The 13,866-nt window shown below is 71.2% G+C and carries 13 protein-coding genes and 3 tRNA genes; 5 read left to right on the top strand and 11 right to left on the bottom strand.

What is annotated here, in order from left to right; all coding sequences use genetic code 11:
• Positions 1-16: 16 nt before the first annotated feature.
• The 5 genes from AB0A74_RS13740 to AB0A74_RS13720 form a co-directional block, all read right to left on the bottom strand.
• A tRNA-Phe gene (locus AB0A74_RS13740) sits at positions 17-93 on the bottom strand.
• A gap of 36 nt (positions 94-129) precedes the next feature.
• Positions 130-203: transfer RNA gene (locus AB0A74_RS13735), tRNA-Asp, on the bottom strand.
• A gap of 22 nt (positions 204-225) precedes the next feature.
• Positions 226-298 (bottom strand) — tRNA-Glu (locus tag AB0A74_RS13730).
• Positions 299-454: 156 nt separating this feature from the next.
• Positions 455-1,090 (bottom strand): ScbR family autoregulator-binding transcription factor, encoded by a 636-nt coding sequence (locus tag AB0A74_RS13725; protein ID WP_358249207.1) that lies wholly within the window; start codon positions 1,088-1,090, stop codon positions 455-457.
• A 176-nt stretch (positions 1,091-1,266) separates the two neighbouring features.
• Entirely contained in the window at positions 1,267-1,509 is a 243-nt protein-coding gene (locus AB0A74_RS13720) for a hypothetical protein (RefSeq protein WP_121224536.1), read from the bottom strand.
• A gap of 166 nt (positions 1,510-1,675) precedes the next feature.
• Between AB0A74_RS13720 and AB0A74_RS13715 the strand changes: the two genes are divergently transcribed.
• The 3 genes from AB0A74_RS13715 (at position 1,676) to AB0A74_RS13705 (ending at position 2,980) form a co-directional block, all read left to right on the top strand.
• A complete protein-coding gene (locus AB0A74_RS13715; RefSeq protein ID WP_358249205.1) occupies positions 1,676-2,143 on the top strand; it encodes a hypothetical protein in 468 nt (155 codons plus the stop codon).
• Between the two features lie 45 nt (positions 2,144-2,188).
• On the top strand, positions 2,189-2,395 hold the full coding sequence (locus tag AB0A74_RS13710) for a heavy-metal-associated domain-containing protein (protein ID WP_343934123.1): 207 nt from the start codon (positions 2,189-2,191) through the stop codon (positions 2,393-2,395).
• Positions 2,396-2,671: 276 nt separating this feature from the next.
• The gene (locus AB0A74_RS13705) at positions 2,672-2,980 is read left to right on the top strand and encodes a hypothetical protein (protein WP_343934122.1); all 309 of its coding nucleotides are present in this window, start codon (positions 2,672-2,674) and stop codon (positions 2,978-2,980) included.
• A 65-nt stretch (positions 2,981-3,045) separates the two neighbouring features.
• On the opposite strand, the gene AB0A74_RS13700 is transcribed toward AB0A74_RS13705, so the two are convergent.
• The 3 genes from AB0A74_RS13700 to AB0A74_RS13690 form a co-directional block, all read right to left on the bottom strand.
• The gene (locus tag AB0A74_RS13700) at positions 3,046-3,249 is read right to left on the bottom strand and encodes a cold-shock protein (RefSeq protein ID WP_121224525.1); all 204 of its coding nucleotides are present in this window, start codon (positions 3,247-3,249) and stop codon (positions 3,046-3,048) included.
• Between the two features lie 197 nt (positions 3,250-3,446).
• Positions 3,447-4,274 carry a glutamate ABC transporter substrate-binding protein gene (locus AB0A74_RS13695; RefSeq protein WP_358249203.1) on the bottom strand — a complete coding sequence of 276 codons (828 nt, stop codon included), beginning with the start codon at positions 4,272-4,274 and terminating at the stop codon, positions 3,447-3,449.
• A gap of 162 nt (positions 4,275-4,436) precedes the next feature.
• Entirely contained in the window at positions 4,437-5,276 is an 840-nt protein-coding gene (locus AB0A74_RS13690; RefSeq protein WP_358249201.1) for an oxygenase MpaB family protein, read from the bottom strand.
• 53 nt (positions 5,277-5,329) lie between these two features.
• Between AB0A74_RS13690 and AB0A74_RS13685 the strand changes: the two genes are divergently transcribed.
• Together AB0A74_RS13685 and AB0A74_RS13680 are read left to right on the top strand one after the other, a co-directional pair.
• A complete protein-coding gene (locus tag AB0A74_RS13685) occupies positions 5,330-5,740 on the top strand; it encodes a TIGR03618 family F420-dependent PPOX class oxidoreductase (RefSeq protein WP_358249200.1) in 411 nt (136 codons plus the stop codon).
• Between the two features lie 84 nt (positions 5,741-5,824).
• Positions 5,825-6,382: a hypothetical protein gene (locus AB0A74_RS13680; protein ID WP_358249198.1), complete on the top strand. Its 558-nt coding sequence runs from the start codon at positions 5,825-5,827 to the stop codon at positions 6,380-6,382.
• Here AB0A74_RS13680 and AB0A74_RS13675 read toward each other — a convergent pair.
• From AB0A74_RS13675 to AB0A74_RS13665, 3 genes are read right to left on the bottom strand one after another with little or no spacing between them, the layout of a single operon-like run.
• Entirely contained in the window at positions 6,379-11,256 is a 4,878-nt protein-coding gene (locus tag AB0A74_RS13675) for a DNA repair ATPase (protein ID WP_358249196.1), read from the bottom strand. The two genes, AB0A74_RS13680 and AB0A74_RS13675, sit on opposite strands and share 4 nt — an antisense overlap.
• Complete coding sequence (locus AB0A74_RS13670) at positions 11,253-13,280, bottom strand: flotillin family protein (RefSeq protein WP_358249195.1); 2,028 nt, start codon at positions 13,278-13,280, stop codon at positions 11,253-11,255. Before AB0A74_RS13670 ends, AB0A74_RS13675 begins: the two co-directional genes overlap by 4 nt.
• The gene (locus AB0A74_RS13665) at positions 13,280-13,840 is read right to left on the bottom strand and encodes a hypothetical protein (RefSeq protein WP_358249193.1); all 561 of its coding nucleotides are present in this window, start codon (positions 13,838-13,840) and stop codon (positions 13,280-13,282) included. Before AB0A74_RS13665 ends, AB0A74_RS13670 begins: the two co-directional genes overlap by 1 nt.
• Between the last annotated feature and the right edge of the window lie 26 nt (positions 13,841-13,866).

Below are 13,866 nucleotides of genomic sequence, written 5' to 3'. Positions count from 1 at the left end.
GTGGGTTTTTCGCGAATGGTGGCCAGGGGCGGGGTCGAACCGCCGACCTACCGCTTTTCAGGCGGTCGCTCGTACCAACTGAGCTACCTGGCCAGGTATGCGGCTCGGCCGAACAGCCGAACAGCCTTGCGACCCAGACGGGACTTGAACCCGCGACCTTCGCCGTGACAGGGCGACGCGCTAACCAACTGCGCCACTGGGCCTTGCTTTTCCTACTGTACTACGTGCCCCCAACGGGATTCGAACCCGCGCTACCGCCTTGAAAGGGCGGGGTCCTAGGCCGCTAGACGATGGGGACCCAGTTCCTCCGGCAGCCCTTGGGCCACCTTCTTCCCAGGCCCTCCACGCTGTCCGGTGGAAGCATCGTAAGCATAGGGCACGAGTCCCATCTACTCCAAAACGGGGGTCCGACAAGTCGTTGACCTGCGAATCCACCGCCCGCCGGCCGAGGACGTCACGGCTCTCGCGGGTCGGCGAGCACCTCCAGGGCGGGCGGGCACCACTCGTCCGCGGCGAGACCGGGCAGGACCAACCGCCACACCTCCCGCATCCGCTCGGGGAAGTCGGCGCAACGGCACGTGGCGCTGGAGATCAGGCGGGCGCCGAGGGCGGCGGAGGTGAGGGCGCGGGCGGCGGCCTCCGGATCGGCCCCGGGCCGCAGCTGGCCCGCGTCCCGCGCGGCGAGCAGCATGTCGCCCAGGACCTTCTCCCACCGCAGGTGCGCCGAGGACAGGCCGGGGTAGCCGACGTCCCGGTCGGCGGCGAGCCGGACGCCCGCGCGCAGCACGACGTCCCGGGACAGCAGCGACACGGCCTCGTCGAACAGCCCGATCAGCGTGCGCAGGGGGTCGAGGCCGCGGTCGCGCCACTGGCCGGCCAGGCGCGGCCAGGTGTCGTCCTGGACCTGGACGATCGCGGACGCCAGGGCCTCTTTGGACGGGAAGTGGAAGTAGAACGCGCCTTTGGTGACGCCGCTGCGCTCCAGGATGGCGCTCAACGGCGCCGCGTCGTAGCCGAGGCGGTCGAACTCCTCGGCCGCCGCGCGGAGGATGGCCTCCCGGGTGGCCAGCGCACGGTGCTGCGGGGACATCACGGGCTCCGAGTGGGTCGGTGCGGTGCGGTGCGTGCACAGCCTCGGGCGCGCGTGCGGCGGGCGCAAGCAGCGGGCGGCGCGGATTGCCCCGAAATAGACCGCTCGGTATGTTTCGAAGCGGCCCACCCGAGACGCGCTTCCGGGGGGTGCGCGTCTCGGGTGGGCCGCTCGGCTCACCGCTGAACGGGCGGCGGGCCGCCGTCCTCGCCCGGTGACAGCCCGAGCATGTCGAGCAGCAGTCGGCAGTCCTCGGCGCTGGTCGCGCCTCGTGCCACCGACAACCGCGCCCGGTGGACCTGCTCGTCCGAGATCCGCGAGGGTTCACCGGTCCGCTGCGCGGGCACCCCACCGCCCGGCCTCGACATGATGTCGTCCTGGTTCCACAGGAACTGACGCACTTCTAGGGACCCGCTCATGACGCCTCCCCGACTTGAGGTTGGCGCGAGGCTAAGCGAGCCCGTCGAACCACCGCAGCCCCCCGCAGAGTGATTCCAAGGCAACGGAGGGTCACTTTCCGTGTAAACCACTTGGTGTCAAGCGGGCCGTGATGTGCTTGGCGCGAACAAGCGAGAGGGTGGACCCATGACCGAGCCGAACCCGCGGCCGACCGACCCCGAGACCACACCGGAGCCCGCGCCGGAGCCCACCGGGGCCGCCGAGACCGCGGCTCCGCCCGCCGCGAGCGAAGCCGCCGAACCGACGCGGGCAGAAGCCGCCGCCCAGCAGGCCGGCACCGAAGCCGCTGCCGGCACCGAGCCCGCCGCCGGGTCCGAGCCCGCCGCCGCCGAGCCCGTCGCCGCGGCTGAGCCCGAAGCGCCCACCATTGACGCCACGGTCACCGAGGACGTCAGCGCCGGGCCCGCGGTCGATCCGCAGCTCCTCTTCGGCAGCCTCGACCTCGCCGCCATCGAGGCCGACATCGAGGCGATGATGAGCGACAAGATGTCCGAGCTGGACGGCATGCTCGCCGGCCTCGAAGAGCTGGTCGTCAAGCTGGAGAGCGAGATCACCGGCCTGGAGAACCCGCCCGACGACACCGCTACCCCCTAGGGGTATATCCTCGGACCGAGCACCCCGGTCGAGAGGATGGGAACCATGTCCGTCACCACCTACACCGTCAGCGGCATGACCTGCGGCCACTGCGTCAGCTCCGTCACCGAGGAGCTGACCGCCGTGGAGGGCGTGACCGGTGTGGACGTCCAGCTCGCCACCGGCGCGGTCACCGTGACCAGCACCCGCGAGCTCAGCCGCGACGAGGTGGAGGCCGCGGTCACCGAGGCCGGGTACGCGCTCGTCGGCTGAAACCGGTACCCCGTCGTGGGGGATTTTCCGGACTACCGCACGGAGTCGTGGCGGGTTGGCGTGCATCGACTAGCTGAAGATTCTGGCCCAACCCACTCCCCAGGCCACGGTGCACGTGCAACAATCCGAATTGCTGACACACCCCCGGTCAGCGCCTGTGGAGATCCCCTCCGGCCCCCGCGTTCCTCCCCCTGGCGCGGGGGCCTCTCCATGCACACGACTGTGACCCATGCCACACTTTGCGGCGTTCCGCAACTCAACCGTTATCGTGGCGCGGTGCCTCTTGGATCCCTAGGACGCTCGAAGTCAGGTCGGCATCGCCCTCCGCAGAAGGAGCAGGAGGAGATCCTGCCGGACGAGGAGCTGACCTCGTACCTCGCGGCGCTGGCCCCCGACACCGACGCGGAGACCACCGCCTCGGGCGGCAGCTTCGGCAACGCGCAGGTCTACCAGCTCCGCCTCCAGCTCATGGCCAACGAGCAGCTCAAGGAGCTGGCCGCCGAGCGGCAGACGTCCCCGCAGGCGTTGGCCACCGAGTGGGTCATGCAGCGCCTGGAGTGGGAAGCCCGCCAGCGCGGCTTCTGACCACCCCGATCGACGCCGAGAGGCCCCCGACCGCAGCCGGTCGGGGGCCTCTCGTGTGAAAGCGATCAGACCTTGCGGACGTTCTGGGCCTGCGGACCCTTCGTGCCCTGGCCGATCTCGAACTCGACGCGCTGGTTCTCCTCCAGGGTGCGGAAGCCGCCGCCCTGGATCTCCGAGTAGTGCACGAAGACGTCGGGACCGCCGTTCTCCTGGGCGATGAACCCGAAGCCCTTCTCGGCGTTGAACCACTTGACCGTGCCCAGTGCCATGTACCTGCCTCCATCGCAGGAAAGCTTGGGGCTGCACCGTGCAACCCCGGCCGTCCCGGGGCGTCCCCCCACCGCCTGCGGCGGGGACGGCACGCCCGCGTGTCGTTCCGCGAGCGTGTGACACGAACACAGAAACCACGGCCTGCGCACGCGAGCGTATCGGTTGACCACCCGCAGCACTACCACTGAACGAGGAGCTACTTCTCGGTGACCTGCGGGGGATCGGGCAGCTCCACGCCGGCCTGGCCGATGTTGCGCTCCAACGCCTTGCGCCACTCGCCGCTGCCGACCATCTGCTCGATCGCCGAGCTGACCGCGGCGCGGCCGGCGGCGTCGTCCTTGGCCAGGCCGACGCCGTAGCGCTCGGTGGTGAAGGTGTCGCCGACCAGCTTGAGCAGCTCGGGGTTCTCGGCGACGTACCCGGCGAGGATGACCTCGTCGGTGGTGACGGCGTCGACGTTGCCCGCGAGCAGCGCGGTCACGCAGTCCGAGTACTGGCCGTACTCCACCAGCTCCACGTCCTGGGCGAACTCCGAGGCGACCTTCTGCGCCGACGTGGACCCGGTCACCGAGCACAGCCGCTTGCCGTTGAGCGTCTCCGGGCCGGTGATGTCGTCCTCGGTGTAGCGCACCAGGACGCCCTGGCCGGTCTGGAAGTACGGGCCCGCGAAGGACACCTTCTCCTTGCGCTTGTCGGTGATCGAGTAGGTCGCGACGACGAAGTCCACCGCGCCGTCGGCGATCAGCTTCTCGCGGTCGGCGGAGCGGGCTTCCTTCCAGGTGATGCCGGACTCGGGCACGCCGAGCTTCCCGGCCACGTACTTGGCGACCTCGACGTCGAAGCCGACGAACTTGCCGTCCAGGCGGCGCTGCCCGAGGCCCGGCTGGTCGAACCGGATGCCGATGGTGAGCGTGCCGTCCTCGGCCTTGCCCTTGAGCGTGTCGTCGCTCGCGCCGCCGCAGGCGGACGTGAGGAGGAGGGCGGCCGCCGCCGCGGTCGCGGGCAGCAGTCGTCGGAACAGCATGGGCTGCGAACCTTCCGGTGCTCGGGTACGCGGTGCGGATCTACGCACCAGACGTTGTTCATGCTAAGCACCGCTATTCAAAATCCCGATGCGATGAAGGTCTCATCAGCCCAATCCGCTGGACCGTTCGGAGCACGAATTGGTGTGACGTCGAACAAATCCCTATGGCAGCAGGGAACGGCGCGGCACCGCGCCCAGCCCGAGGCGTCGCACGGCCCGGTTCACGTGGCCGTCCGGGACGCCCCAGCGGATCGGCGGTGGCACCAGCAGGGCGGCGGTCCGGGCGGCGCGGAGCACGGCCGTGGCGACGGGTTCGGGGTACGGGCGGTGGCCGTGCAGGGCGATCGCCCACGGCGGCAGCACGGAGTACGCGAGGTGGCCCAGCAGCGGCTCGTAGGCGTCGAGGCCGAGGCGGAGCAGGCCGTTGACCGGCGGGCGGTGCAGGAACCGGTAGACCACCTCGGAGTCCTCGGTCCGGCGCAGCTCCGGGAGGGTCGCGGCGAAGTAGTCGGCCATGTCTGCGGCGGTGCCGGGGACCTCGTCCGCGTGCAGCCCGACCAGTTCGGCGGTGCGGCGCTGCTCGTCGTAGTACTTGTCGACCTGGGCGTCGGTGAGCCGGTAACCCGCGCGGCGCACGACGGTGACGAACGAGTGGACCTCCGCGCAGTGCACCCACAGCAGCAGTTCGGGGTCGTCGATGCGGAACCGCCGGCCGGACTCGTCCTCGCCGCGCAGCATCCGGTGCACCATGCGCACCTTCGCGGCGGCCTCCTCGACTTCCTCCGTGGTGCCGTAGCTGACGGTGCCGACGAAGTTCGCCGTCCGCACCAGGCGGCCCAACGGGTCCTCGCGGAAGTTGGAGTTCTGCACGACCCCGGCGACCGCGCGCGGGTGCAGGGCCTGGAGGTAGAGGCTGGAGATGCCCGCGACCCACATCGCCGGGTCGGCGTGCAGCTGCCACGTCACCGTGCCCGGCCCGAGGATCCCGACGTCCACCGGCATGGCACCGATCGTGTCACAGCCGGCGCCCGTCGCCGAGGGCCAAGATGGTGGTCATGGATCTCGATCGAGCCCGTGAGTTCATCCGCCACAACGCCCGCGCGGTGATGACGACCCGCCGCGCCGACGGCTCGCCGCAGATGTCCCCGGTCCTGGCCACCGTGGACGCGGAGGGCCGGGTGGTCATCAGCACCCGGGAGACCGCCTACAAGGTGCGCCGGCTCCGCCAGGACCCCAGGGTCGCGCTGTGCTTCTTCACCGAGGGGTTCTTCGGCGACTGGCTCCAGGTGGAGGGGAAGGCGGAGGTCGTGTCGCTGCCCGAGGCGATGGAGCCGCTGGTGGACCTGTACCGGCGGATCTCCGGCGAGCACCCGGATTGGGACGACTACCGCGCGGCGATGGTGCGCGAGCGGCGGGTGGTGGTCCGGGTGGCGATCGACCGGGCCGGCCCCGACCGCACCGGGTGACACGCGCGTCCCACCCGTAACGCGGTGGGCCACAAGAGCGATTCCACGCGGCACCGTCGAGTGCCGTCTGGAGCGGGTACTGGGATGAGCAGACGACTGGTCTTCGCCGGCGCGATGGGCGTCCTGGCGTCCGGCGCGCTGTTGACCCTGGCGATCACCGTGGACCAGCCGCGCCCGGTGGACGTCCGCCGGGTGGACCTGAGCCCCGTGCAACCGGGCGAACTCAGCGCGACCCACACGACCACGCTCGCCGTGCACCCGCCGGACCGCCGGGAACCGACCACCGGTCCGGTCGAGCCGAGGCCGGCGGTCCCGGTGACCGCCACGCCCGTCCCGGAGACGCCCGGCGGCACCACCCGGCCGACGCCGCCGGGCCGGAAGCCGCCGGGGCAGCACCCGCCGGGCAAGCAGCCGCCGCACCGCAACAACTGCGACCGCTCGTACCTGACCGACGGCCCGTGCGTGCCGTGGTTCTTCCCGCTGGACCCCCGCGCGGCCTGCGAGTGGCTGCGCGCGCAGGGGTTGACGAAGATCGAGGTCAAGGGGCGCGACCGGCACCACCTCGACCTCGACCTCGACGGCGTCGCCTGCGAGTGGGGCGAGGACTGGCCCACCGGTCGCGGACTGCGCGTGGGCCGCTAACCCGCGGCCTGGTGGTCGCGGTCCGCCAGCCGGTCGATCGCCCCGCCCACCCGGTCCGCGAGCAGGCCGACGGCGCCGACCGCGCGGCTCATCGGGTCGTCGTCCGCGCCGCCCAGGGCCCGCGCCCGCAGGTAGGCGGACTTGACCTCCGCCCACCGCCGGGCCTGCTCGGCGGTCAGGGTCCCGCGCAGCTCGGCGAGCTTGAGCAGGTTGGCCTCGGCCCCCGAGGTCAGGGTCTGCGCCTCGCCCAGGTAGTGGTCGTCGATCACGGCCATCAGCTCGGCGTCGTTCATCACCGGGACGACCTTCTCCGCCAGCTTGTTCATGTTGCGGTATGACCCCTGGAGCTGGAAGGGGGGCTCGACCCGTGAGGCGTCCGACTGCGCCGCCGAGGCGATGTAGGCCTGGTTGTTGGCCAACACCACCTCCTGCACGCGCAACAGCTTGCGCAGCACGGACAACACCTGCTCCAGCTCGACCGCGGTGTACGGGTGGCCGAGCTGGTCCGACCGGACCTCTTCGCCGCGCGCCATCCGGACCAGCAGGTCCACGTCCCCGCGGTCCCTGGTGGACAGCGGGGCCAGCACGGCGTTGGAGGTCAGCGCGTTCTCGATGTAGCTCAACGCGAACAGGTCCTCGCGCCCGGACAGCACGTCGCCCAGGTTCCACACGTCCGCCCGGTTCGCGAGCATGTCCGGGATGCGGAACCGCTGCCCCGACTCGGTGTACGGGTTGCCGGCCATGCACACCGCGAACCGCTTGCCGCGCAGGTCGTACGTGCGCGTCCGGCCGTCCCACACGCCTTCCATCCGCCGCTGGGCGTCGCACAGCGAGATGAACTTCTGCAGCAGCTCGGGGGACGTGTGCTGGATGTCGTCCAGGTACAGCAGCACGTTGTTGCCCGCCTCCAGCGCGAAGGAGATCTTCTCGACCTCCTGCCGGGCGGTCGCGTTCGGGGCGTCGGCGGGGTCCACGCTGGTCACGTCGTGGCCCAGGGACGGGCCGTTGACCTTGACGAAGACCAGGCCCAGCCGGTTGGCCACGTACTCCATCAGGGTCGTCTTGCCGTAGCCGGGCGGGGAGATGAGCAGCAGCAGGCCCATCTGGTCGGTGCGCTTGTCCTCGCCCGCCGCGCCGAGCTGCTTGGCCAGGTTGTCGCCGATCAGCGGCAGGTAGACCTCGTCCAGCAGGCGGTTGCGGACGAACGCGCTCATCACCTTCGGCTGGTACTCCTCCAGCCGCAGCCGCCGCTTCTCCGCCGCCACGACCTCGTTGCGGCGCCGCTGGTAGGCGCGGAACGCGGGCACGCGCTCGGCGCGGAACCGGCGGGTCCGGGCCAGCAGCTCGTCCAGCCGGAAGTGCAGCTCGCGGTCCACGATCCGCGGGTGCGTGCCGAGCAGTCCGTCCACAGTGGACTTGAGCTGGGCGGACGACTCGTGGCGCGGCAGGTCCCGGCACAGCTCCAGGGCGACCGCCTCGGGCAGGTCGGGCTCGTCCCGGCCCGCCAGGAACGCCTCGTACCAGCCCTCGACCAGCGCTTTCCGGTCCGCCGGGTCGGTGAGGGCGCGCAGGTCGTCCTCGAACTCCTTGCGGGTGCCCAACGCCCGGTGGAACGCCTCGGTCAACGCCCGCGCGCCGGCGCTGGTGGCGAACCCGAACGGCGCGCTGCACAGCTCCTCGAACAGGTACTCGCCGGCCAGCGGGTCGCCGGGCTGTCCACCACCGATCCGGGCAGCCAGTTCCGCGCACAGCTCGTCGATCGCGGACGTGTGCCCGAACACCGACCGCGCGCGGCCGAGCGACGACGCCCGCCGCGTCCACCGGTTCCGGGACTCCTCGTCGGCCGCCGCCCAGTACAGCTGGGCCGCCGCACGGGCGGACGGCGGGTAGCGCAGCACCCCCGCGCCGGCGTGCAGGCGCAGCACCGCGTCGAGGATCCTGGCGGCGTCGTGGTCGTGCACGCCGCGCTCGTAGCCCTCGTCCAGCCGGGTCTCGGCGACCTCGCGGACCAGGTCGAGCAGGCGGCCGTCGGTGACGGCGGCGTGCAGGCCGTCGACCGGGTGCTCGGCGAGGATCGACGCGGCCAGGTGCTCGCCGCGGTAGACCTCGGCCGTCTCGGAGACCAGGAGCTGGTCCCAGAACGGTCTCGTGGCCGCGAAGGACTCGTCGCGCACCGGGGCGCGGTAGTCGGTGCCGGTGATGGCGAACGACAGCGCGCCGTCCTTGGGCACCAGGGTCAGGTCCACCGGCTGGGTGTTCACCGCGAACCGGTGCCGGCCCAGCCTGATCGTCTCGCCGTCGAACAGGTCGAGCCGGTCGCGCAGCGCGCGCCCCGCCTCCTGCCGCGCGGCGAGCACCCGCCCGTCCAGCTCCTCGGCGCGGACGGTGTCGCCCAGGTCGCGCAGCTCCGCCGCGATGGACCGGATCTTGGCCACCATCGGGTCGGACGCGAAGTAGGTGTTGACCTCGTCCAGCGACCCGAGCCCGGCCACCCGGCGCGCGACACCGGTCAGGATGCGCTCCGCGGAGTCGGCCAGCCGGTCGGCGCGCCGGGACCGCTCGTCCAGCAGCGCCTGCTTGCGCGAGGAGAACGCCTCGTAGACGTCGGTCCGCTTGGCGCCCAGCTGGGCCAGGAAGTCGTCGAACTCGCCGAACCGCGTCTCCAGGTTCTCCAGTTGCAGCAGCAGCCGGCCCAGTTGCTCGTCGCAGGCGGCGGGCGTGTCCGCGACCGCCAGCGCGCCGGTGATGGCCTGCCCGAGCAGCGCGAACTCGGCCGCGAACTCCGCCCGGCCCTCGGTGGCCAGCAGTTCGCGCCGACGCCCGTCCACGGTGGCCCGCGCGCGGTTCAGCCCGCCGAGCACCTCGCCGATGCGTCCCAGGATCGAGGTCCGGACCGTGGCGTCGGCGATCTCCAGCGATCCGAAGACCTCGGTCAGCACCTCCAGCCCGCGCCGGCGCTCCGCCAGTTCATCGGTGACCGGCTTGGCCTCGGCGACCGTCCGCACCGCCTCCGCCTTGCCCACCAGCTCCTCGACCTGCTCGTGATAGCCGGTGAACGCGTCGTCGCGGCGCAGGTGCTCGACCGCGCGCTGGGCGGTGGACCCCAGTTCCTCGTCCAGTTGCGCGGACAGCTCCTCGATCCGCCGGAGATCGACGTACCGCAGCTCTTTGAGGGTCACCAGGTGGCCCTGCGCGCCGCGCAGGTCGGCGAGCCGGCGCACCCACGCGTCCGCGCTCACGGGCACCTCGCCGCGGGTGCGCCGGACCATCGACGCGACGTCGTCGGCGGCCTCGGCCAGCGCCGCCGCGGCCTGGTCGGTCAGCGCCTGCACGGTCTCGAACTCGTCCAGCACCTGCTCGGCGGTCGCCCGGACCTCGGTCAACGGCGTGCGCAGGTCGCCCAGGTCGGGGTCGCCCAGCCAGTGGTAGGAGTCGAACACCCTGGTGCAGGAGGCGATCAGGTCCTCGAACACCGCCACCGACGGCGCCATCTCGCCGACCATCCGGCTCACCGACAGGCAGTCGGAGATGCCGCGCACCAGGTCCGCGTTGCCGACCCGCTCCAGCGGTCCGGTGCCGGCCGGCTGCGCGGCGGCGTAGGTGTCGGACAGGTACGGCGTCTGCCACACCTGCATCGGGTGCACGCGGGTCGGTTCCTCGCTCGACGCCCGGAAGACGACCAGCGTGCCGTCGTCGAACAGCGAGTACCCGTGGCACGGCAACGGGTTCGCCACTTCCTTGCGGATCACGTTGTAGGGCAGCAGCAGCGAGCGGCCCTCGCGGCGGGCGTGGAAGACGTAGAGCACGTCCTCGCCGTTGGTGGACCGGATGACCCGTTCGAACTCCAGCTCGTCCACGTCGGTGTCGAACGTCTTGCTGACGCCGGTGGCGAGGTAGTAGCCGCCGGGGAAGATCAGGCCCTGGTCCTCGGGGAGCCGTTGGCACGCCTGGCCGATCCCGTCCAGCCGCACCACGGTCTTGGTGCGGGTGTTGAAGACCAGGTGCCGCCACCCGCTCTCCTTGTACGGGCGCACCCGCAGCAGGACCAGCGGCCCGACCCGGGCGTACTCGACGTCCGCGTCGGCCAGCGACTGCAGCGGCTCGTCCACCGGCTCGCGGTAGATCCCCTCGCCGGTCTCGGTGTTGTTCTCCACCTTGATGGTGAGGTCGCCGCCGACGGTCTCCACGAAGACCTCGTCCTCGATGGAGATGTGCGGGTGTCGGCCCAGCACGTGGTGCTCGCGCGCGGTGGGCGTCCACTCGAAGTCGTGCGACGGCGGAAAGACGTGGTCGCGCTCGCCCCGGTTGTCCAGGTACTTCACCGTGCCGTCGGTGGCGACCCGCCAGCGCAGCACCCGGATGTCCTCGGTGCGGGCGCCGGTCTGGAAGACGGCGAGCAGCTTGCCCTCGACCCGCCGCAGCTGCATGAGCCGGGTGTCGCGGTAGTACCGGTACAGCTCGGCGAAGTCGCGTTCGAACTGCGGGTCGTCGAGCAGGCCGGGCAGCTCGGCGCGGGCGGCGTCCTCGAACCGGAACGCGTCGCCGTCGCGGGTGAACCGGTGCAGCGAGAACACGTCGTCGATCGTGGTCTCCGGCTTGAGGCCGATGAACACGTTGTAGCCGAACAACATCAGCCCGGCCACCTGCACGACGTCGCGAGGCACGCAGTTGTTCTCGGTGCGGACGCGCTCGGTGCCCAGCAGGGTCAGCTCGGCGCTGCCGAACACCTCCAGCCGGCGCGCGTTGAGCGCCTCGGCCCGGCGGGCGAGCCCGGCGGCCTGGTCGGCCAGCCGGGCCCGCAGCACCTCGTACGTGCCGGCGTCCAGCGTCGCGGTCGGCGCCGCGTCCGGCGCGGTCACAGCCGGCGTGGTCACGACTGGCCGGCGAGCGCGGCCACCGGCCGTTCCGCGACGCCCAGGCGCTGGGCGGTGGCCAGCAGCTCACGCATCGCGGCGGCGTCCGGACCACCCGAGTTGATCAGCTTGAGCAGCAGGGCGGACACGGTGACGTTCTTCAGGTCCTCGGTGCCGAACGAGCCGAGGACGCGGCCGATGTCCTGGGTGAAGTCGGACGTCCCGTTGAGCCACGACGCGCCCAGCGTCCTGGCCACGTCGGAGTGCTCCACGAACCCGTCGACGCTCTTGCCGGCCGTGACCGCGCCGACCACCCGGTCGAAGAACATGGTCTCGCCGCCGACGATGTCGATGTCGGCCTTCTCCAGGCCCGCGGCCAGCACCTTGGCCTGCGACTCGGCGATCTGGCGCTGCACGTCGATGCCGGCGAGCCGGACCTCCTTCTCGGTCTCCAGCCGCAGGCGGTACTCCTCGTGCTCGCGGGTGGCCCCGTCCAGCGCGGCCATCGCGTTCGCCTTGTCCGCCAGGCCCTCGGCCTCGCCCTTGAGCTTCTCGCGGATCGCCTCGGCGGCCACCAGGGCCTTCTCGCGCTCCACCACGGCCTCGGCGCGGCCGACCTTCTCCAGCGCCTCGGCGTCGCGCTCCCGGACCTGCACGTCGGCCATCTTGACCTGCACGTCGGCCAGGCCCGTCGCGGCGGCCTCGGCCTGCCGGCCCTCGGCGAGCCGGATCATGGCGCGGGTGTCGAGCTCGGCGGCCTGCTGGCGCGCCTCGGCGAGCAGGAGCTCCTCGCGGGCCTTGAACTTCGCGGCGGTCTCCGCGGCCTCGGCCGCCTTGATGTCCTTGACCAGGTTCTCCTGGGCCTCGGCCTCGGCGGCGATGATCGTGGTCTGGCGCAGCCGCTCGGCCTCTTCCAGGGCGCGCAGCTTCTTGATGTTCTCTTCCTGCTCCGCCACGGTCTTCTCGACGGCGATCCGCTCGCGGACGACCTCGGCGATGGCCCGCTTCTCGCCTTCGAGCTCCTTGTCCTTGGCGATGCGGGTCAGCTCGGTCTCGCGCTCGCGGCCGATGACCTCCAGCTGGCGGTCCTTCTCGATGCGCTCGCTCTCGATGGCGATGACGCGCTCGCGGTTCTTCTCCGCGACGGCGATCTCGCGCGCCTTGTTCTCGTTCTGGATGCCGAGCTGCTCCTCGGTGCGGATGTGGGCGGTGTTGGCCTTGAGCCGCTCCTCCGCCTGCACCTTGGCGATCTCGGCCTCCTCGCGGGCGCGCATGGTCTCGACCTCGCGCTTCTGCTTGATCTCCGCGTCGGCCTTGCGCCGCTCCAGCTCCAGGATCGCCTCGCGCGCCTCGACGTTCTGGCGCGTGATCTCCTTCTCCTCGCCGCGCTGGTACTCGTTGGTGCGGACGTGCTCGATCGCGGTCAGCTCGGTGATCTTGCGGATGCCCTGCGCGTCCAGGATGTTGCTCGGGTTGAGGTGCTCCATCGGCGTCTGTTCGAGGTAGTCGATCGCCGCGTCCTCCAGGCTGTAGCCGTTGAGGTCGGTGCCGATCACCTCGATGATCCGGTCGCGGAACTCGTTGCGGTGGGTGTAGAGGTCCACGAAGTCGAGCTGCTTGCCGACGGTCTTGAGCGCCTCGGAGAACTTGGCGTTGAACAGCTCCTGGAGGGTCTGCTCGTCGCTGGCGCGGGCGGTGCCGATGGCCTGGGCGACCTTGATGACGTCCTCGACGGTCTTGTTGACCCGCACGAAGAACGTGATCCGGATGTCCGCGCGGATGTTGTCCTTGCAGATGAGGCCCTCGTGGCCGGCGCGGCGGATCTCGATGGTCTTCACCGAGATGTCCATGATCTCCGCGCGGTGCAGCACGGGCAGGACGACCGCGCCGGTGAACGTCACGTCCACCTTGCGCACCTTGGAGATGATCAGCGCCTTGCCCTGGTCGATCTTGCGGAACAGGCGGCTGATCATGATCAGCAGCGCGATCAGGACGACCAGGGCGACGGCGATGAGGACGCCGAAGCCGGTGGTGATGACTCCCATCAGTGCTCCCCCAACGGGTAAGTAGGGATCGGGGCGACCCAGAAGAACTCGCCGTCCTGGTCGTAGTCGAAGATCAGCGCGGACATGCCCGCGCGCAGGTCGTCCGCGCCCGCCTGGCGCACCTGGACGATCGCCGAGGAACCGTCGGCGGCGGTCACCTCGGCCTGGCCGAACGCGGTGGTCACGGTGCCGGTCCGGATCACGCAGACCCGGCCCACGAAGTCGGTGCGGGACGCGTCGGGCAGCACCGGGAACAGGCGGCGCAACGGGATCACCACCACCCGGGCGGTCCCGAACCCGACCACCAGCGAGCCGAGCAGGACGGCCACGTCGTACCCGTCCACGAGGGTCGTGCCGGCGAGGCAGGTGAACCACGCGACCGGCACCAGCAGGGAGAACACGACGCTGGACGGCACGCCGCCCAGCCCGTAGGCCAGTTCCACGCCGCCGTCGAGGTCCACCCCGAACGCGGCGAGCACCCAGAACAGCACGACGGCGGCGAGCAGGATGGTGAGCAGGACGGTCGGGAAGGCGAGCGCGGCCGCGAAGAACTCCCCCATGCACCCCCCTCTGTTGGCGGGACTGT

This window comes from Saccharothrix sp. NPDC042600, assembly GCF_040647305.1.
Classification (GTDB): domain Bacteria; phylum Actinomycetota; class Actinomycetes; order Mycobacteriales; family Pseudonocardiaceae; genus Actinosynnema; species Actinosynnema mutabilis.
Note: the sequence above shows the minus strand (reverse complement) of the source record. Positions and strands in the feature narration are given on the sequence as shown.

Coding starts and splice junctions, on each gene's coding strand:
- AB0A74_RS13685 (WP_358249200.1), top strand. CDS start 5,330: ATGGATCTCGATCGAGCCCGTGAGTTCATCCGCCACAACGCCCGCGCG.
- AB0A74_RS13695 (WP_358249203.1), bottom strand. CDS start 4,274: ATGCTGTTCCGACGACTGCTGCCCGCGACCGCGGCGGCGGCCGCCCTC.
- AB0A74_RS13680 (WP_358249198.1), top strand. CDS start 5,825: ATGAGCAGACGACTGGTCTTCGCCGGCGCGATGGGCGTCCTGGCGTCC.
- AB0A74_RS13715 (WP_358249205.1), top strand. CDS start 1,676: ATGACCGAGCCGAACCCGCGGCCGACCGACCCCGAGACCACACCGGAG.
- AB0A74_RS13700 (WP_121224525.1), bottom strand. CDS start 3,249: ATGGCACTGGGCACGGTCAAGTGGTTCAACGCCGAGAAGGGCTTCGGG.
- AB0A74_RS13710 (WP_343934123.1), top strand. CDS start 2,189: ATGTCCGTCACCACCTACACCGTCAGCGGCATGACCTGCGGCCACTGC.
- AB0A74_RS13665 (WP_358249193.1), bottom strand. CDS start 13,840: ATGGGGGAGTTCTTCGCGGCCGCGCTCGCCTTCCCGACCGTCCTGCTC.
- AB0A74_RS13690 (WP_358249201.1), bottom strand. CDS start 5,276: ATGCCGGTGGACGTCGGGATCCTCGGGCCGGGCACGGTGACGTGGCAG.
- AB0A74_RS13720 (WP_121224536.1), bottom strand. CDS start 1,509: ATGAGCGGGTCCCTAGAAGTGCGTCAGTTCCTGTGGAACCAGGACGAC.
- AB0A74_RS13725 (WP_358249207.1), bottom strand. CDS start 1,090: ATGTCCCCGCAGCACCGTGCGCTGGCCACCCGGGAGGCCATCCTCCGC.
- AB0A74_RS13670 (WP_358249195.1), bottom strand. CDS start 13,280: ATGGGAGTCATCACCACCGGCTTCGGCGTCCTCATCGCCGTCGCCCTG.